The organism is Mucilaginibacter sp. SG564 (assembly GCF_013149275.1).
Taxonomy (GTDB): Bacteria; Bacteroidota; Bacteroidia; order Sphingobacteriales; family Sphingobacteriaceae; genus Mucilaginibacter.
This window is the reverse complement of the sequence record NZ_JABGNA010000011.1, coordinates 114,737-135,569: the sequence shown is the minus strand read 5'-3', so window position 1 is coordinate 135,569 and position 20,833 is coordinate 114,737. Positions and strand designations below refer to the sequence as shown.

General features: G+C 40.3%; 9 protein-coding genes. 8 read left to right on the top strand and 1 reads right to left on the bottom strand.

The genetic code is table 11. The features are described from left to right. The first annotated feature begins 90 nt into the window (after positions 1–90). The 4 genes from FHW89_RS22935 to FHW89_RS22920 all read left to right on the top strand — a co-directional run bounded on the left by FHW89_RS22935 (position 91) and on the right by FHW89_RS22920 (position 10,165). Entirely contained in the window at positions 91–2,403 is a 2,313-nt protein-coding gene (locus tag FHW89_RS22935; RefSeq protein WP_172337385.1) for a glycoside hydrolase family 3 N-terminal domain-containing protein, read from the top strand. A 1,028-nt stretch (positions 2,404–3,431) separates the two neighbouring features. Beyond that, positions 3,432–6,734 carry a TonB-dependent receptor gene (locus tag FHW89_RS22930; RefSeq protein WP_216650673.1) on the top strand — a complete coding sequence of 1,101 codons (3,303 nt, stop codon included), beginning with the start codon at positions 3,432–3,434 and terminating at the stop codon, positions 6,732–6,734. 19 nt (positions 6,735–6,753) lie between these two features. Next, positions 6,754–8,529: a RagB/SusD family nutrient uptake outer membrane protein gene (locus FHW89_RS22925; RefSeq protein WP_172337384.1), complete on the top strand. Its 1,776-nt coding sequence runs from the start codon at positions 6,754–6,756 to the stop codon at positions 8,527–8,529. A 103-nt stretch (positions 8,530–8,632) separates the two neighbouring features. Further along, positions 8,633–10,165 (top strand): VCBS repeat-containing protein, encoded by a 1,533-nt coding sequence (locus FHW89_RS22920; protein WP_172337383.1) that lies wholly within the window; start codon positions 8,633–8,635, stop codon positions 10,163–10,165. A 460-nt stretch (positions 10,166–10,625) separates the two neighbouring features. Here the strand turns inward: FHW89_RS22920 and FHW89_RS22915 are convergent, their stop codons facing one another. Beyond that, positions 10,626–11,213: an RNA polymerase sigma factor gene (locus FHW89_RS22915; protein ID WP_172337382.1), complete on the bottom strand. Its 588-nt coding sequence runs from the start codon at positions 11,211–11,213 to the stop codon at positions 10,626–10,628. Between the two features lie 156 nt (positions 11,214–11,369). Here FHW89_RS22915 and FHW89_RS22910 point away from each other — a divergent pair, with 156 nt between their 5' ends. From FHW89_RS22910 to FHW89_RS22895, 4 genes are all read left to right on the top strand, one after another. Continuing rightward, entirely contained in the window at positions 11,370–12,512 is a 1,143-nt protein-coding gene (locus FHW89_RS22910) for a FecR family protein (RefSeq protein WP_172337381.1), read from the top strand. A 212-nt stretch (positions 12,513–12,724) separates the two neighbouring features. After that, positions 12,725–16,027 (top strand): TonB-dependent receptor, encoded by a 3,303-nt coding sequence (locus tag FHW89_RS22905; protein ID WP_172337380.1) that lies wholly within the window; start codon positions 12,725–12,727, stop codon positions 16,025–16,027. Between the two features lie 27 nt (positions 16,028–16,054). After that, positions 16,055–17,572 (top strand): RagB/SusD family nutrient uptake outer membrane protein, encoded by a 1,518-nt coding sequence (locus FHW89_RS22900; protein ID WP_172337379.1) that lies wholly within the window; start codon positions 16,055–16,057, stop codon positions 17,570–17,572. A gap of 105 nt (positions 17,573–17,677) precedes the next feature. Further along, positions 17,678–20,539 carry a sugar-binding domain-containing protein gene (locus FHW89_RS22895; protein ID WP_172337378.1) on the top strand — a complete coding sequence of 954 codons (2,862 nt, stop codon included), beginning with the start codon at positions 17,678–17,680 and terminating at the stop codon, positions 20,537–20,539. Positions 20,540–20,833: the final 294 nt, after the last annotated feature.

The window sequence follows — 20,833 nt, the reverse complement described above, 5'->3', positions numbered from 1 at the left end:
CATTATAGTAAGATTTATTTAAACAATAAGGTATTTTAATTTAAATTGCAATCGATTGTAGCACATTTTAGCATAACATCAATCAATCAAATGTTAAACGGTAAATCACTTTTCTTATTTGGCTGTACTGTAGGGCTTGCTTTGGCAGCCAACGCCCAAATCTATAAAAATCCGAAAGCGCCGGTAGCGCAACGCGTAACTGATCTTTTAAAGCGGATGACACTTGAAGAGAAAGTGGGCCAGATGTGTATGTCGTCATTATCTGAAGCGAAAAACAGCAAAATAGCTTTTGGCGTTTTGGAAAGCCCTTTTACCAATGTGAGGGATGTAGCCTTAAAATCGGCGGCGGCAAAAAAATATAGCCGCGAGCAAACCCGCCTGGGTATTCCGCCAATACAAATTGGTGAATGTTTACACGGGCAATTGGCGGCAGGGGCAACTACCTTTCCTCAGGCTATAGCACAAGGTAGCACCTGGAATCCGGCCCTCATTGAGCAAATGGGGCAGGCTATCTCCCGTGAAGCCTCTACTTCCGGAGTTGATGAAGCGCTGTCTCCATTGTTTGATCTCATCCGGGATGCCCGTTACGGCAGGGTAGAGGAGTGTTTTGCTGAAGATCCTTACTTGGTTGGTCAGCTTGGCTCGGCATTCGTAAGGGGTATGCAAGGCGATCCGAAAGATACCCGCAATAGTTTTGCTTTTGATAAGATCATGTGTACGGGCAAGCATTTTGCCGCGTATAGTAAACCCATAGCCGGTATTAACCTTGCACCCGCCGAAATTGGCGAACGCGAATTGCGCTCCATGTTTTTGGCACCTTTCAGGGATGTGGTACAGGACGCAAATATCGCGGCTATTATGCCTTCGTATAATGAAATTGACGGTATCCCTGCACACAGCAACGAGTTTTTGTTGAAACAGGTGTTAAGAAAAGAGTGGGGTTTTAAAGGTTATGTTTTCTCTGATTACGGCGGCCTTAGCCAATTATACGATTTTCATAAAATAGCCAAAGACGCGACAGAAGCTGCTTTGTTGGGCATGAAGGCGGGGGTCGACCTGGAGGCAGCGCGTCCTGATGTATACCCTCATCTGATTGAATTGGTTAAAGCCGGCAAGCTCAAAGGGTCGCAAATTGATACTGCAGTGGCCCGTATTCTGACCATGAAATTTAAGGCAGGTTTATTTGAAAAGCCACTGGCCGATACCGCGCTTATTAAAGATAGGGTACATACGCCCGATCATATTAGATTGTCGCAGCAAATAGCCGAAGAGTCTATAGTATTATTGAAAAATGATAATAACCTGTTGCCCCTGAATATCAGCAAACTGAAATCAATAGCAGTTATTGGCCCTAATGCCAATAAAGTTCAATACGGCGATTATAGTTTCACCCGGGATAATCTATCCGGTGTTAATGTATTGGAAGGTATTAAACAATTTGCGGGTAATAGTATTAAGGTAAATTATGCCAAAGGTTGTGAACTCACTGGTTTAGATAAGAGTGGTTTTGACGAAGCAGTGAAAACCGCCCAGGAAAGCGACGCAGTAGTAGTAGTTTTGGGTACAACCAGCGTAGTATTTCAAGGGGTTGGTTGGAATGGACAAGCACCAGGCAATGAGCCAAAAGATCCTTTTACCTGCGGCGAGGGATATGATGTTACGGATATTAGTCCGCAAGGTGTTCAGCGCGAACTGTTGCAGGCTGTATATAAAACCGGTAAACCGGTTATACTGGTATTGGAAAATGGCCGCCCATGGAGCATTAGCTGGGAAAAGGAAAACGTTCCGGCTATTTTGGAGGCCTGGTATCCCGGCGAAAGAGGGGGCACCGCTCTTGCCAATATTTTGTTTGGCAAAGTAAATCCATCTGGCAGGCTTAACATGAGTATCCCACAATCTACTGGACATATTCCGGTATTTTACAATTATGTAGCTTCATCAAGAGGGAATAATCGTGAACCTGGAACTGTTGAAAAACCAGGACGTGATTATGTGTTTTCATCGACAGACCCCTTGTTTGCCTTCGGTTTTGGGTTAAGTTATACTTCATTTGATTATAGCAACCTTAAGGTATCAAAGGCCAGGTTCGGCAAAAATGAGCAGGTAACTATTTCCGTCGATGTAAAAAATACAGGTAATCTGGCTGGTAAGGAGGTGGTGCAATTATACCTGGGCAACAAGGTTAATTCAGTGAGCACACCGGTGATGTCATTGAAACGTTTCAGCAAAATAGCTATCGAACCGGGAGAAGTAAAAACGGTTAGTTTTACTATTAGTGCTAAGGATATCGCTATCTGGAACCGTCAAATGAAACAAGTTACCGAACCCGGGTCATTTGATGTAATGATTGCTAAAGCCGCTAACAACATAGTGCTTAAAAAGCAATTGGAATACAAGGACTGATAAGATCCAGGATAACACTACATGAGCTTTCAAGCTACCTGAGTTGGCCAATGTATACCGCTATATGATCACAGAAATGCCGGTGTTTTTACATCGGCATTTTTTGGATATGTTTCTCTGTTTGGGGATTGATGGAAAAATCTCATAATTGCCTGGTTTATGTCTTTTAATTCAACGCTTGTTTTTAATGATTTTATCTGTTTTTTGATGAAAAAACTAAACAAGTAGTTAATTATAACCTTCATTTAATGCTATGAAAGTATGAGGAGGGCTTTTTAACCAAATTTTACTGCAAATATCTAATTGTGAAAATTTGACAATCACTTTGTAATAATCACTTAATTATTAATTAAAGAGTATTTTTATTGCGAATATCAAACCTGTTCAGGCATGTTAAAATGATTAATTCGTAATTCTAAAGAGACTGCTTGTGTAAATGGTACACTATTATTACTTTAGCTCCAAACCAATATTGTCTATACAGAAAAAGATAATTATTACCTAAGATTATATATAAAGAATATTGTAAATTTAATGATGATTAACACAAAGGTTTGAGGTATTCTATTGTTATCTATTCGTTTAGATAGCATCATGTACCTGTTTTATCGGATTATTGCCGCAAGGCTTATCTCACAATCAATCCGCTAAATCGTCAAATTTTTATAAGTAATTGATCATATTTAAAAATGTCAGTGTATTGATATCGTTTCTGGTTATTGCCGCAAGGCTTATCTCACAATCAACCAGGGATAGATAGATTAACCACCATTGCCTACACAATAGTTGGTGTTTCATATTTTCGGTCGTTACCGGGTTACTGCCTACACGTTAGCCTTGTAATATTGTTATTGGTTATTGCTTTTAAAAGCATGTTAACCGGCAATGTCTCTACCATTGCTTTAAAGCCGAAAGAAATAATAATTAAAATATGCCAGCAGTGTCTCTACCATTGCTTTTATAGGCTCTGATTTTCAGTGCTTTAAATGAGTTCTTAATCCAATATATTAACTAAATTAATTAAAATCATGCTTAAAAGTTTACTTCTCAAAGGGAGATTTATGGGGGTGCTATTATGTTTCCTCGTATCCTCATTAGTGGCTACGGCTCAAACAAAGTACAAGGGCAAGGTTATCGGCAGCGATGACAAACTACCCGTAGTTGGTGCCTCTGTGCGAGTCAAAGGAACCTCGACAGGTGCCGTAACAGATGTGAATGGTGATTTTACGCTTTCGCTTAAAGCGGGCGATGTTATCTCCATTTCATATATCGGTTACCAAACTACCGATATTACAGTTGGCGCCAATACAAATCTGAATATTACACTTAAAGCGGGTAACAACTCCTTAAATGAGGTTGTTGTTACGGGGTATGGCTCACAGCGTAAAAAGGACCTCGTTGGTGCAGTTGCTGTAGTGAGTGTTGCCGCCTTAAACCGGCAGCCAACAGGATCTGTAGAAAACCAACTACAAGGTCAGGCAGCGGGTGTTACCGTTGTGGCATCCGGACAGCCGGGTGAAACTCCAGCAGTAAAAATACGCGGTGTTAATACCTTTGGTAATAACCAACCATTATACATTGTTGATGGAGTGCCTACTACCAACGTAAATGACTTTAACCCGAATGACATTGAAACCATGCAGGTTTTAAAGGATGCAAGCTCTGCTTCTATTTACGGTGCGCGTGCTTCAAACGGTGTAATTATCATTACTACCAGAAAAGGTAAAGGCAAAACCAACATTTCTTATGATGCATACTATGGTACCCAGCAGCCAAAGGGCGGTAACGTTTATGACTTGCTGAACCCTACCGAAATGATGAGTCTGAGAACATTGGCTATTCAAAATACCGCCAAGCTAAAAGGCATTCCTGTGGACTTGAGCAGTAACCTGTATGGTCCTAATGGCAACGTACTGCCCGATTATATCAACGCAGGCGGAGCCGGTCCGTTCGGTATTCATGATGGCGATCCGGCTGTTGATCCGGCAAAATATAGCGTTAAACCGTTTTATACATCTGGAGATCCGTCTGGTTTTTACCGCATAACTAAGGCTAACAAAGCAGGTACCGATTGGTATCACCAAATCTTTAGTTCGGCACCGATCCAGAGCCATAACCTGAACGTTAATGGATCTACAGATAAGGCTGCATACTTGTTCTCTATGAACTATTTTAACCAACAAGGTACCTTGCTAAATACTTATCTTAAACGTTATACAATAAGGGCAAATACCAGTTATAATCTTACTGATCATATCCGTGTAGGCGAAAATATTTCTTACGCGATATCAGAGAATCCGCAGATCAATCAAAATGACGAGGGTTCCTCTATCGGTATGTCATTCCGCGAGCAACCTATCATCCCGGTATATGATATTAAGGGTAACTACGCCGGATCAAACACAGCCAATTTGGGTAATGCGCGTAACCCACGTGCTATTGCCGACCGTACCAAAAACAACTATGGTATTACCAACCGTTTATTTGGTAACGTGTTTGCCGAGGTCGACTTCCTGAAACACTTTACTATTCGTACACAATTTGGTGGTGAATACTATTCAAACTATAATCACTCATTCACTTATCCTGAGTATGAGAACTCTGAAAATAATACAACAAATTCGTATTCAGAGAACTCTTATAACGGTTATAGCTACACCTGGACCAACACTTTAACCTATCATCAGGTTATTGGTAAGCACGATATCAAGTTACTGGTAGGTAATGAGGCGGTAAAAAATCGTTACCAGGCCTTAGGCGCAACCAATACCGGTTATTTTGTATTTGATCCAAACTACACCTCCATATCCAGCGGTACCGGTTCGCCAACTGCCTATAGCTTTTTACAAAGAGACAGGCTGTACTCGCCGCTTATAGCTCGCCTGGATTATACCTTTAATGATAAATATCTATTAAATGCCACTATCCGTCGTGATGGTTCAACCCGGTTTTTAAACCAAGTGTATGGCTGGTTCCCTGCAGTAAGCGCTGGCTGGCGTATTTCACAGGAAGATTTTATGAAAGGCGTAAGCTGGATTAATGACTTAAAAATCAGGGCCGGTTATGGTGTAATGGGTAACCAGAACAACGTTAACCCGTCTAATGCATTCACTACCTTTGCCGGTAACAGAACCAACTCTTATTATGATATTGGCGGTACTTCAACCAGCACAGTTTCTGGTTTTACACAAAATAGCATTGGTAACCCGGATGCAAAATGGGAATCAGACAAAAACTTTAACGTAGGTTTTGATGGTACCTTCTTTAATCAGAAGTTAGAGATATCTGCTGATTACTATAAAAAATCGATTAGCGGCTTGTTATTCAACCCAAGCTTACCTGGTACGCAAGGTACTGCCCGTACTCCATATGCCAACGTAGGTGCTATGGATAACACCGGTGTTGACGTGGCTATTACTACTCATCAAAGCTTTTCATCAGATTTTAAGATGAACGCAACTTTGAGCTTTACCACATATCATAACGAAATCAAAAAAGTTACTTTAGGGCAAAATTACTTTGATCTAAACAGTGGCCGTTTCAATGGTAGCTCTATTATCAGAAACCAGGTAGGTGGCCCTGTTGGTGGTTTCTTCGGTTATAAAGTAGCTGGTTTTTGGAATTCACAGGCAGAAATTGATGCTGCAAACCAAAAAGCCGGTGGCACATATCAAAATGATGCTGCTGTTGGCCGGTTCAAATATGCCGACGTTAATGGCGATGGTAAGGTTGATGCCAGTGATCGTACTTTGTTGGGTAACCCTAACCCTAAATTCACAGGTGGTTTAAATCTTGATTTTTCATATAAACAATTTGACTTGAACATGTTCTGGTATGGTTCTTACGGCAACAAAATATGGAATGATACCAAATGGTGGACAGATTTTTACACCAATTTCCTGGGTGTAAAAAGCAAAACCGCGCTGTATGATTCATGGACACCAACACACACCAATGCTAAAGCGCCAATACAGGAGATCGACGGCTCATTCAGTACCAGTACTGTGCCTAACTCTTATTACGTAGAGAACGGTTCATACCTGCGTTTGCGTAACGTGCAAATAGGTTATACCATTGATCCACAGATATTAAAAAGCATAGGAATCCAAAAGCTAAGAGTTTACGTATCTGGAGCTAACCTGATCACCATAACCAAATACAGTGGTGTTGATCCAGAAATTGTGGGCGGTGGTTCAGGTAATCAATCGGTTGATGTTAACAATGGAGTTATTAATAATGCCGGAACCAACAGCAGCACTAACTTTGGTGTAGATCGTGGTAACTACTCACCGGTACGTACTTACTTATTAGGTTTACAGGTTAAGTTTTAATTATTAAACATAAAAGAAAATGAAAAATATTCAACGTTTATCGGTTTATGCTTTAATAGCCGCCGGTATCATACAAGGTTCATGTAAAAAGTCATACTTGCAGCAACCGGTGCTGGGTGCATTGCCATCTGCGGCCATCAATACCGCTGCGGGTGTGGATGGGTTGCTGATTGGTGCTTATTCGGCATTAGATGGTCAACAAGGTACAAACGCAGCTTTTGGCGGCGGCGGACCGTGGGAAGCTGCAGCTGATAATTGGATTTACGGTGCAGTAGCTGGTGGTGACGCCCACAAAGGCAGTTCAGGTACCGACCAACCAGCGATCAACTCTATAGCACGCTTCACTGTTGATGCGAGCAACGGATTTTTGAACAGTAAATGGAGGGCCGATTATGAAGGTATCACGCGCTGTAATAATGTGATAAAGGCAAGTGCAGCAGCTACGGATATGACTGCTGCGGCTAAAACCCAGGCCGTAGCACAGGCCAGGTTTTTACGCGGACATTATTATTTTGATCTGAAAAAGATGTTTAACAATGTACCTTATGTTGATGAATCCACCACAAACTTTGTGCAGCCAAATACAGCAGATATATGGCCAAAAATTGAAGATGATTTTAAGTTTGCCTACGCCAATTTGCCCGAAACGCAAGCGCAAGTTGGTCGCGTAAATAAATGGGCTGCTGCGGCTTACTTAGCTAAAGCCTATTTATATGAAAAAAAGTATACCGATGCTGATGGCTTATTTACTACGGTAATAACAACCGGTAAAAACTCCGCCGGTGTGGCATATGATCTTACAGCCAATTACTTTGACAATTTTAACGCGGCAACCAAAAATAATAAGGAAACTGTATTTGCGGTACAGCAAGCTGCCAATGATGGTACTAATACCATTAGCGAGGCTAATAACGGTGATATGCTGAATTATCCATACAATAGTCCATTCGGTTGCTGCGGTTTCTTCCAGCCAACACTGGATTTGGCTAATTCATTCCGCACAGATGCTGGTGGTTTGCCTTATTTGGATGATTATAATTCGCATCCTGTTGCCAACGATCAAGGCATAGCATCTACTGCAGCATTCACATTGGATGCCGGTAATCTTGATCCTCGTTTGGATTGGACGGTTGGTCGTCGTGGAATTCCATTTTTAGACTGGGGTAATCACCCAGGTCAAGGCTGGATTCGTGAGCAAAGCTCTGCTGGCCCTTACTCAGCCAAAAAGAATGTCTACTTCCAGGCTACTAAAGGTACCTATGGCGATGCTCATTCTTGGGCTCCGGGTAACGCCAACCAGATTAATATTATCCGCTTTGCCGATGTGTTACTGATGGCAGCTGAAGTAAAGGCCCAGTTAGGTAGCGGCGATTTGGGTGAGGCTTATGTGAACCGGGTAAGGACAAGAGCATCCAATCCTGCAGGCTTTGTTTATACTTATAAAAATCCGGCCAGTCCAATGGGAGGATATACCACTACTCCTGCTGCAAATTATGTAATTAAAGCATACCCAGCAGGCTATTTCTCAGGCAAGACTCTGGCATTAAAGGCTATCTATTTCGAACGCAAATTGGAATTAGCAATGGAAGGCCACCGTTTCTTTGATATTTCCCGTTGGGGCATTGCTCAGCAAGCATTGGCAACATACTTTAACTTTGATGGTAAAGTAATAACAGACGTATCGGGAGCCAGCTTCACACCTAATAAAAATGAGTATTATCCAATCCCTCAGGCTCAGATCGATCTGGAATCTAACGGAACTACCTCTGCTTTAAAACAAAATCAGGGTTATTGATAAATATCATTTCATCTTTAGTAATTAATAAAAGGGACAGCAATGCTGTCCCTTTTATTAATTACTAAATTATACCTTTAAGTTCATCAACATTCCGTACTCAATGGCATTCAGAAAATATCACATTATCCTTACTCCTATTGTTTTATTTGCCGTTGTTGTTTGTTCGTTAACTTTAGGTTGCAATAATGATCAGCCGGTAGCTGTTGTTGCCCTCGATGGTAAAGGGCTATCAAAAAAATATTGCCAAAGTTGTCACCAATATCCTGATGCTGGTCTGCTTGATCAGGAAACTTGGGGCAAACATGTATTGCCTGCCATGGCCAGGCGCTTAGGTATAGGTGTTTATGCTGATGATCAGTATGTGAATGACCCTTCCGCAAAATCGACACTGGGTTATGAAGACTGGCTGAAAATTGTTAATTATTATAAAACAGCAGCACCCAAATCGCTGAAGCCCGCCAAACCAACGGTTGCGCCTGTTAAAGATATGGGCGTTTTTTCGCTACTCAAACCGTCATCAGGCAAAACTATCGCCACAACTTGCCTGGTTGCTTTTGACTCTATAAGTCACCATATTTTTACCAGCGATGGATTAACCCGAAGCATTAACCAATGGTCGCCGGGGTTAAAATTATTGTCATCCCAAAAGTATAGCTCACCTGTAGTTGACGTCAGTTTTAACAATGATGATTCAGGGGTAGAACAAGGCATGTTCACATTTATTGGTTCTATGGATGCTATTGATGTGTCGAATGGTTTTGTAATGAATTTACCAGTTAAGGATCAAGTTCTGAATAGTAATAAACCATTGGTTGATAAGCTACCCCGTCCGGTAAAAGCGCGTCAGGCAGATATTAATAAAGACGGCCTTGCAGATCTCGTTGTTTGCGGATTCGGTCACAATGCCGGGGGATTGTATTGGTATAAACAACTACCAGGAAAGCAATATGAAAAACATATCATCAGCGCTTTGCCCGGAGCGGAATATGTAGAGGTGGGCGACTATGATCATGACGGATGGCCGGATATCATGTGTTTGTTTGCCCAAGGAGAAGAGGGAGTTTGGCTTTTTTTAAATAATCACAAAGGTGGGTTTACTACGCGTAATTTATTGCGGTTTCCACCGGTTTATGGCTCCAGCAGTTTCCAGTTGGTTGATTTTAATCATGATGGGCGGCCCGATATTTTATATACCAGCGGGGATAATAGCGACTATTCCAGAATATTAAAACCTTATCACGGCGTTTACATTTTTATTAACCAGGGCAATTTTAAATATAAGCAGGCCTATTTTTATCCGGTTAACGGAGCTACTAAAGCCATTGCTGCTGATTTTAATGGCGATGGGAAATTAGATATTGCCCTCATCGCTTTTTTTTCTGACTTAAAAAACAATCCAGAGGAAGGGTTTACTTATTTTGAGCAAGATAGCCCACTGCATTTTATCCCTCATAATTTACCCATAGCTAAACACGGCAGGTGGATATGCATGGACGTTGCCGATTATAATGCTGACGGAAAGCCGGATATTATACTTGGTAATTATTCTTTTGGTTTTATTAATCAACCCGATCTGAAACCTGACTGGGATGATTATACATCTTTTGTTGTGCTTAAAAACATCAGGCATTAAAACTAAAACCGTGCATTAAACATAAGTACTTAAACTGCTTGAGAATTGAGGAAAAGTATTTTTATTTTATGTATTTGCGAATATTACTGCATAGTTGTGTGGTGTATTTTGTTATGTAATTAATATTTATAATATTAATTACATATAATTGTGTGTTGTTTGATGATTGCGTGGGGATATAGTTTGAAGTAAAGCTTATGACTAATATGGCTTAGAATCATGAAAATACAGAACATGTATTTAAAATAATAACTCTATGCAATAGTAAAGATCTTAGATTGTAGAGATCTGAGTTTAGTTGATCGATGTTTGTAGGAACATTGAATGGCGCTCTGGGGTGAGATACAGAGCGCTTTTTGTTGCTTAGTTGTTTGTTAAAATATGTCTTTTACTCAGTAAATATAACATAAAGTATTATTCCAAAACAATCGCCACCCGGCGTAACAATACGGCTTAACCACTAAAACAACTTGATGATGGCTAATATGATTATAGCAGTATTTTTCAGTATAGATCTGAGAAATTTCAAAGCTGTTGTAATTTGATTCTCTACCGTACGTTTTGAGATACCCAGCTGCTGAGCAATCTCATCATTTGTTAAATTACCCCTCCTGCTCAAAAGAAAAATTTCGCGACAACGTTTAGGCAAATTATTCAACGAGATTTCTACAGATTTCTCTAACTCTAAATAAGTTATATTTTCGTCAACACAATCAGTAACATTGTTTACTGTGGAAACATGATCGTAGTTTTCAATATATAATATGGCAGTGGATCTTTTTACTTTTAACTTTTTGTATACATGATACCGTGCAGCAGATGTAAGATAATTTTTTAAACAGCTTATTTTAAACTCATTCCTTTTTTGCCATATGTTTAAAAAGATATCCTGTACTATTTCCGAACAAGTTTCTCTATCCCTTAAATATGAAAATGCAGTACTGTAAATAACGCTCCAATAACGCTCAAAAAGTGTTTCAAACGCTTTGGGGTTATCGCGTGTTACTTCCTCCCACAATTCAGAATCGGAGCAATTGTTTAAATGCATAATTGGTAAAATAAAAGTAGGGAATTAATTCAATAATAAATTGTACGTATTACAATTAATATTGACATTTTACCACTCCAGAAAAAATATTTTTTATTTTATGTGTGTCCGGTGCCAAAAAAGTCTCTATACCCCAATAACCGGATAAACTTTTTTATGAGCCCGCAAGAATTTATTGAACTTTATGAGAAATATCAGTCTGGCAATTGTACTCCGGAAGAGATAAATCAACTTGGAGCATATCGTGATAATTTTGAATTGAAGGATTTGCCATGGACTGAGGGGATGGGAAATAAAGAGGCAATTAAACTTGATATATTATACAAGCTCAATCATCAAATTAATGCGCCAAAAAAAGGGTTTAAAAAATATTGGATAGCCGTAGCCGCCAGTTTGATTTTTGCCTTAGGTTTAATATGGCTTGTTAGTTACAAAGTCCATAATGCATCAATTGAATTGGTCCAAAATTCATCAGCGGATGCGAAAAGACCAGTGATGCCGGGAAATAACAAAGCTACCTTAACACTCGCCGATGGCTCCAATATTGATCTCACCGATTCCAGGAAAGGCTTATTATCAAAGCAAGGAAGTGTTGTTATAGGCAAATCCGGAGAAGGGGAAATTGTTTATAACGCCAAAGAAGGTGAAGCACGGAGCACGGCAGCTCTATTTAATATGATCAGTACACCCCGTGGAGGGCAATATCAGGTTGTTTTATCTGATGGTACCAAAGTATGGCTCAACGCTGCCTCTTCTATAAAATTCCCAACCGTTTTTACTGGTCATGAAAGAAAAGTAGAATTAACAGGCGAAGCCTACTTTGAAGTGGCAAAAAATAAAGATAGGCCCTTTAAAATCGCCGTTGAGCAAATGAGTATCGAAGTATTGGGAACACATTTTGATGTCGACGCATATAAAGACGAAGGAGTTATTAAAACTACCCTTTTAGAGGGGGCTGTAAAGTTAGTAACCGGCAATCATCAGGCATACCTGAAGCCCGGACAGCAAGCTACACTAAATCAGCAGCAATCATTTAATATCGGTTCTGTGAATACAGAGGAAGCCGTAGCGTGGAAAAACGGATATTTCATATTTAACAATGAAAACATTCAGAGTATCATGAAAAAGATTTCGCGATGGTACGATGTTGAAGTTGTGTATAACGGTAAAGTTGATGAACGGGATTTTGGTGGAACAGTGTCTCGTTTCGATAGTGTTGCCGAGGTGCTAAAATCATTAGAATTAACCGGTACAGTTCACTTTAAAATAGAAGGGAGGAAGATTATCGTAATGCCATAAACTTACTTATTACTACTATAAATAAGTTACCATAAAACCAGGAGCGATTGCAGCGCCCCCGGTTAAATAGGCTTGCTTTTTAAGCAGCTAAAAGGGTAACAATCAATTGCTTCTACAACCAATTTAATTAAACCTTTTTTCAAATGTATAAAGATAATATTGCATTTCCATGCAGGAGGGTCTCCTGTATGCCATTTAAAATTTTTAGGGTGATGAAACTTGTGTTAATTTTATTAATTACCACTATTATTCAGGCCAATGCCAGCTCTTATGCCCAAACTGTAAACCTGAATTTGAAAAATGCTTCCCTGAAAGAAGTTATTGAGGAATTAAGACAGCAAACGGGTTATCATTTTTTGTATAAGATCGAGGTATTGGATGAAACAAAGAGGGTTAGCCTTTCGGCGAATAATGAACCATTTTTACAGGCACTTGAAAAATGTTTTGCCAATCAGCCTGTAACTTATACCATTAATCACAATACTGTTGTTCTACGAAGAAAGGCTTTAGTAACCGATGAAGTGCAGACAGTAAAAGTAACAGGTACGGTTACGGATGAGAAGGGCTTACCATTGCCGGGCGTTAGTGTTAAAGTAAAGGGTACCAATAACGGTATAGTTACAGATGGTAACGGTAAATACTCCATTACTGTTAATGATAATAAGGCTGTATTGGAGTTTACTTTTTTAGGATTCACCAAACAGGAAGTTAGCATTAATGGTAGTACCGAAATAAACGTAAAGTTACAGGAAGCCCAAACCGCTTTAAATGAGGTTGTGGTGATCGGGTACGGAACGGTTAGACGGTCTGATCTTACCGGTGCCACAGCTTCGGTTAAAGGTTCAGATATCAAGGCTCAGGGTGTAAGTGACGTTACAAGGTCATTACAGGGTAAAATGCCCGGCGTTACCATAGAAGCATCTGGTGGTGATCCTGGTGCCGGAACACGAATTATGATCCGGGGGGTTGGTACATTAGGAAACGGAGCCCCGTTATATATTGTTGATGGTGTACCAACAGCAAGTATCAACTACCTGAACCAGGTTGATATTGAATCAATTGATGTATTGAAAGACGCTTCTGCCGCGGCCATATACGGTTCAAGGGCTGCAAATGGTGTGGTATTGGTTACCACTAAAGCGGGTAAGAATGGCGCTCCTGTGGTACAATTTACCGCGAATTATGGTCAGCAAAAAATAGCGCATGGAATTGATGTTTTGAATGCCCAGGAGTGGGCCACTGTAAGTAACATGGCGCATGATAACGCTGGTTTGCCCAGACTTGATATTGCCAAAAATCCAAGTCAGTTGGGTGTTGGTACCAATTGGCAGGATGCTATATACCGAACAGCCCCGGTTCAACAGTATAATATGCTGGTAAGTGGTGGAAGCGAATCAACCAAATACAGTGTATCAGGTGGATATAATGATCAGCAGGGTATTGTGGATGTAACCGGTTATAAGCGTTATAACTTACGCGTTAAAACAGAAACAACCAAAGGGCGATTGAAGTTTGGCGAAACGGTATTGCTATCAAGAGAAAAATTCATCACCATGCCCGGTGGCTGGGGTGGTCAGGGTGGTAACCCGGTAGGATCAGCAGCAAAAATGATCCCTGTTTTTAATATTTATGATCCAACTGCTGTAGGTGGTTACGCCGGGGCTTATGGCCCGGTGGTTAACGTGGCCAATCCGGTTGCCCAGTTAAATCTGGAAAATATTAACCGGGAGTTTACTAATATCATAACTAATGCTTATGCCCAGGTAAACCTTTTACCTGGTTTAAACTATAAATTAAATCTGGGATATACCAATGGCTTTAACAGCAATTATGATTACTCTAAAAGATATGTAGTGGGCACCCTGTTTTCACATCCAACTAATGATATTAGTTTGAGCAAAGATCAGACGGTAATGACTTTGTTAGAAAATACCCTGAACTATGATAAGCATATTGGCAAACACAGTATACAGGCATTGGCTGGTTACGCTTATCAAAGCACTAAATATAATTACACCGCAGCAGGTAGAACAGACTTGCCTGATGGTATTGACCAGATAGATGCCGGAGCCGGTATATCAACCACCGGTGGCAACAAAACTGAAAGTAACCTGGTATCGATATTCGGACGTGCTATTTATTCGTATGATAACCGTTATCTTTTGACCGCCAGTTTCAGGCATGATGGCTCATCGAGATTTGGAAGCGCTCACCGGTACGGTGATTATCCTTCTATTGCATTGGGGTGGAATATTTCAAATGAAAGCTTTTTTGGATCTTTAAAAAATACATTTTCAACTTTAAAATTAAGGACCAGTTATGGTGTGCTGGGTAACCAGGAAATTGGGGATTATCAGTACAGTGCGGCTATCTCGTCAAATATAAACTATGTTGTTGGTGCCGATCAACAAAAATGGTTCGGGGCCATTCAAACAGCATTTGCTTCTCCCAACATTAAATGGGAAAGTACCAAAACTTCAAACATTGGTTTAGATATAGGTTTTTTACAGGACAGACTGAATATAACTGCTGATTATTTTATTAAAAAAACCACCGATCTCCTTTTAAACGTTCCCATACCAGGCTCTGCTGGATCAATTTCAAATCCGGTAGTAAATGCCGGAGATCTGCGTAATAAAGGTATTGAGGTTGGTGTTAATTTTAATGATCATATAGGTAAATTAAACTATGGCGTTTATGGTACAATAAGCGCGGTGAAAAATAAGGTAATAGCACTTGGTACGGGTACACAGCAAATTTTTGGTGGCCAGCCTACCCATCACGGTGCTTCAAGTACTTTAACCGAAGCTGGCGGCTCAATAGGCTCTTTTTACCTGATAAAGGATATCGGCGTATTTAATTCACAAGCCGAAATTGATAGTTATACCAAAAATGGCAAGCCGATTCAGCCTAACGCTGCCCCTGGTGATGTTAAATTCCAGGACACGAATGGCGACGGACAGATCAATGATAATGATAAAGTTAACGCAGGCAGCCCATTCCCTAATTTTGAATATGGCTTTGGCATAAATGCATCCATGTATGGTTTTGATATCAATATGTTTTTCCAGGGTTCTCAGGGCAATAAGATATATAATGGCTTAAGGCAGGATTTGGAAAGTACCAACCTCGATTTTAATTATGCCAAATCAATGCTTAACGCCTGGACACCTACTAATCATTCTAATATTCCCAGAGCGGTTACCAGCGATCCTAATTTTAATAACCGCACATCAACCCGCTTTCTGGAAGATGGCTCTTATTTAAGAATGAAAACTTTGCAAATTGGATACACCTTAAATAGTGCATTGGTAAAAAAAATGAGGATAACTTCTTTACGTGTTTATGCAAGTGCTGATAATCTTTTTACAATAACAAACTATACTGGTTTTAACCCCGATTTGGGCAGAGCAACGAGTGCTCAACTGAGTATTCTTGATCGGGGTGTTGATTTTGGGCATGTGGCTTATCCGCTGGCCAGAACCATCTCTCTGGGTGTTCAACTATCATTGTAATCAATAAGCGCTATAAAAATTAAAATTATGAAAAATTTAATAATCATATTTTGTATAGCTGTTATAGTTTGCAGCTGTAAGAAAAGTACATTAGAACTTCAAAACCCCAATAAAATAACCACCGAAACTTTCTGGAAAACCGAAGCCGATGTGCAAAGCGCATTCGCGGCTACCTATGGGCTGTTAAGGGATGTAAATGGTGGTTTTTATGGAGTAAGGGGTATTGAGCTTGCTAATGGTCGTGGTGACGACTTTTTTATCCGTAACGATGTGGCCGATCTGTACAAACTATCAACATTTACCAACACACCAGACAATGGCCCTGCCAATGATCTGTGGAACATATCATACCGGGCTATTTTTAGGGCAAATCAAATATTAGCTAACATTGATAAAGTGCCTTTGGATGCTAACGCGAAAAAAGCCTATATAGCCGAAGCTAAATTTCTGCGAGGCATAAATTATTTTATCCTGGCCATTAACTTTGGAGATGTGCCATTGATATTGACCGTCCCGGCTACAACAGAGAACTATTTTACAGCCAAATCTCCCGAAGCCGCTATTTGGCAGCAGGTGATTGCTGATTTTACTGCAGCTGGGGCCGATCTGCCCGCATCCTATTCTTCGCAATGGGTAGGCAGGGCAACCAAAGGTGCGGCCCTGGCTTACCAGGGTAAAGCTTATGTATACACCAAAGCCTGGGCTAATGCGGAAACTGCTTTGAAGCAGGTAACAGGTTTATCATATCAGTTGATGCCTAACTATGGTGATAACTTTATCGCCTCGAAAAAGAACAATCAGGAATCGGTGTTTGAGATCCAACTGGCTGATGTTGGCGGCACTAACCCATGGGCCGGCGAAAATGCACAGCAATCATTAGGAGTTACTACTGCACAGGAGTTTGCGCCATCAGAAGTAAGCGGATGGTTTGAAGTGAGCCCTACTGACAAGCTTTTTAATGAGTTTAAAAAAGAAAAAACTACAAGTAATGATTTCGATCCAAGGATGTACGCTACACTGGTTTGGGATTATCCTGGTTGTACTTTTTATAACAAGCCTTTTAGTAGTTTCACGCTGGTGTTCGGCTATCACTCCATGTTCAAAAAGTATCAGAATTATACCCAAAATAATGAGCTAACAGGAGCAAGCGGCGCTTCGGATTATACCTCAAGTAACAATGAGCGGGCTTTCCGTTACGCCGATGTGCTGTTGTTACTTGCAGAGTCTTTAACTATGCAGGGAAAAGTGCAGGATGCTTATCCTTACATGAAACAGATCAGGGATAGGGCACAACTCGCTGCTTTACCGGGGGGGTATAGCCAGGATCAGATGATGACCGAAATAGTGCACCAGCGGATGATTGAATTTGCGAGAGAGAACCAACGCTTTTATGATCTGAAACGCTGGGGAAAACTATCGCAGGAAATCTCCAATAGCGATAAAGTAGGGAAGCAATTTTACGTAGCTGGTAAATATGATTATTTCCCGATCCCTCAAAACGAGATCAATAGTAATCCATTAATGAAACAAAACTCCAATTGGTAAAAATCAATTGGTTATAACCTAAATTGCCTTTTCACCTTTTTGATCTGGTTGCTTCCATAAGTAACCAGATCATTCTGTTAAATTATAAATACCAATTATAAACAGATGAGAAAACTAATCTTGCTTTTGTTAATTGCCTTTTTACAATTAACGCTTATAAACGTTGTTAAAGGCCAGTCGAAAAAAAAATCTGTAGTAATAGATTACAAAATAGATCTTGCCGGTAAGTGGGCTTTCCAGATCGATTCACTCGATCAGGGAATAACGCAAAAATGGTATGCAAATAGTCTGGCTGGTAATATCACGCTTCCGGGCTCCATGACTACAAATGGATTGGGGAGTGATATCACCATAAATACTCCATGGACTGGGAGTATTGAGGATTCTACCTGGTTTCAGAGCCCAGCGTATGCGCAATATCGCAAGCCAGGTAATATCAAAGTGCCATTCTGGCTTCAGCCCGCTAAATATTATAAAGGTGCCGCATGGTATCAAAAAACAGTAACTATCCCTACAACGTGGTCTAAAAAGCATGTTGAACTATATATTGAAAGAAGCCATTGGGAAACAACTGTTTGGGTTGATGATAAGCAAATTGGCATGCAAAACAGCCTGTCCACTGCTCAGGTTTTTGATCTTTCTAATGAATTATCTCCCGGTAATCATCAAATAACCATTCGTGTAGATAACAGGGTAAAGGAGTTTAATGTAGGTCAAAATTCGCATAGTATTTCTGATCATACACAAACCAACTGGAATGGGATGATTGGGCAATTATTTCTGAAAGCCAAGCCTTTAGTATACATTGATGATATACAGCTATATCCGGATATTAAAAACAAGCTGGTTAAGGCACATGTACAGATCATTAATCATACCGGGAAAACAGTTAGCACCACCATTAATTTGTTGGCTACATGTGCAAAAGCGCCTGCACTAAGGCCAATGGCAAAAGCAATAGCTGTTACAAAGGATACTGTTGTTATAGAAATAACTTACCCAATGGGCGAAAAGCCGCTATTATGGAGCGAATTTACCCCCGATGTTTATAAAATGCAGGTTCAGCTGGTTACTGCCCCGAATGAAAAAGAGGAAAGATCGGTTACATTTGGCATGAGGAGTTTTTCAAGCAGGGGCACACAATTTACTATTAATGGTAAGCCTACATTTCTGCGTGGAACTTTAGAATGCGCGGCTTATCCTAAAACCGGTTTCCCGCCAACAGATCTGCAATCATGGGTGCGAATTTTAACCGTTTGCAAATCTTATGGACTAAATCATTTGCGTTTTCATTCCTGGTGTCCGCCAGATGCTGCTTTTGAAGCCGCCGACCGGTTAGGTTTTTATTTTCAAATTGAGTGCGCATCCTGGGCAAATCAGGGCGCTTCAATTGGAGATGGAAACCCTTTGGATCAATATATCTATGATGAAAGTAACCGGATAGTAAAGGTTTACGGCAACCATCCATCTTTTTGTATGATGAACTATGGTAACGAACCAAATGGTAAAAACCTGGTTAAATACCTGACTGATTTTGTAAGTTATTGGAAACAGAAAGATCCCCGTCGTTTGTATTCTACAGGTTCGGGTTGGCCTATCATCAATAGTAGTGATTATAACAGTACACCCGATCCCCGAATCCAGGGATGGGGGCAAGGGCTTAAAAGCATTATCAACGGTCAAGCACCACGGACAGATTATGACTGGACCGGTATTATTAAAAATTGGCAACACCCAACCGTAAGCCACGAAATTGGGCAATGGTGCGTTTATCCTGATTTTAAGGAGATAAGCCAATATGATGGTGTATTGAAAGCAAGGAATTTTGAGATCTTCCATGATCAGCTAAAAAAGAATGGTTTAGAAAATCTGGCCGAAGATTTCCTTTTCGCGTCTGGAAAATTGCAGGTTTTATGCTATAAGGCGGATATTGAAGCTGCGTTACGTACGCCTGGTTTTGGCGGTTTTCAACTACTGGGATTAAATGATTTCCCAGGGCAGGGAACTGCTTTGGTTGGTGTGCTTAATCCATTTTGGAGAGATAAAGGATATATCACCGGAAAAGAATATAGCCAGTTTTGCAATGCTGTTGTACCATTGGCCCGTTTGCCTAAAATGATCTACCTTAATAATGAAACATTTACGGTACCCGTGGAAGTTGCGCAGTTTGGCCAAAGAGTATTAAACCATGTAACCCCCCAATGGAGTATAAAGAATGATGCCGGTAATGTATTATTTAAAGGAGGGCTTGCCACAACAATCATACCTTTAGGAAATAATATAAAGCTGGGTGTAATTAAGCAAACACTAAATTCCATAACTAAACCAAGTAAACTTACACTTACCGTATCTGTTGCCGGCTATGAAAACTCCTGGGAGATATTTGTCTATCCAGCGGTACTGTCTAAAGTTAACCAAAATATCATGGTTGTAAATACTATTGACAACAAGGTGGTTGAAACTCTAAATAAAGGCGGCAACGTATTGTTGACGTTAAAAAAAGGAGCCCTTAAAGGGAGTAAGGGGGGGAATATAGCCATTGGTTTTTCAAGCATATTCTGGAATACCGCTTGGACTCATAGTCAGCCTCCGGTTACTTTAGGCATTTTATGCGATCCTAAACACCCTGCATTAAAAGAGTTCCCAACGCAGCGTTACAGTAATTGGCAATGGTGGGATGCTATGTCTCACTCCAGCGCAATTCGCCTGGACTCAGTGGCAACAGGCTTACAGCCTATTGTTAGGGTTATTGATGACTGGGTGACCGCGCAGTCGCTTGGATTGGTGTTTGAATGTCGCGCAGGTAACGGGAAACTGATCATATCAGGTATCGACTTGTTATCGGATGCGGATAAACGGCCGGAAGCAAAACAGTTACTGTACAGTTTAATAAGTTATATGGACTCTGCAGATTTTAATCCCAAACAAACGGTCGATCTGGGGAAAATTATCGACTTATACCGATAAGTAAAATGTACATAATTGGATAAATCGGTTTGATCTTATAAAATCTCCTTTAATTATTGATGAAATAAAAGGGCCTAAACTATGTTGTTTAGGCCCTTTTTTACCTTGCAGCCGGTTATAACACGAGCATAAATAATTATCACGATATTAAAGTCACTTCTATCATTAAGCTAACGTTAATACACAGGAATCGCCTTTTTACAGCTATACTTTCAAAAATGCAGATCTCCTTTGATTTGAAGCTTACCATGTTAAATAAATTACTAAAATGTATTAATTTTTGTATAGTATTTG

Excerpts from the sequence above, each read along its gene's own strand:
- FHW89_RS22935 (WP_172337385.1), top strand. The coding sequence starts at position 91 with ATGTTAAACGGTAAATCACTTTTCTTATTTGGCTGTACTGTAGGGCTT.
- FHW89_RS22930 (WP_216650673.1), top strand. The coding sequence starts at position 3,432 with ATGCTTAAAAGTTTACTTCTCAAAGGGAGATTTATGGGGGTGCTATTA.
- FHW89_RS22925 (WP_172337384.1), top strand. The coding sequence starts at position 6,754 with ATGAAAAATATTCAACGTTTATCGGTTTATGCTTTAATAGCCGCCGGT.
- FHW89_RS22920 (WP_172337383.1), top strand. The coding sequence starts at position 8,633 with ATGGCATTCAGAAAATATCACATTATCCTTACTCCTATTGTTTTATTT.
- FHW89_RS22915 (WP_172337382.1), bottom strand. The coding sequence starts at position 11,213 with ATGCATTTAAACAATTGCTCCGATTCTGAATTGTGGGAGGAAGTAACA.
- FHW89_RS22910 (WP_172337381.1), top strand. The coding sequence starts at position 11,370 with ATGAGCCCGCAAGAATTTATTGAACTTTATGAGAAATATCAGTCTGGC.
- FHW89_RS22905 (WP_172337380.1), top strand. The coding sequence starts at position 12,725 with ATGAAACTTGTGTTAATTTTATTAATTACCACTATTATTCAGGCCAAT.
- FHW89_RS22900 (WP_172337379.1), top strand. The coding sequence starts at position 16,055 with ATGAAAAATTTAATAATCATATTTTGTATAGCTGTTATAGTTTGCAGC.
- FHW89_RS22895 (WP_172337378.1), top strand. The coding sequence starts at position 17,678 with ATGAGAAAACTAATCTTGCTTTTGTTAATTGCCTTTTTACAATTAACG.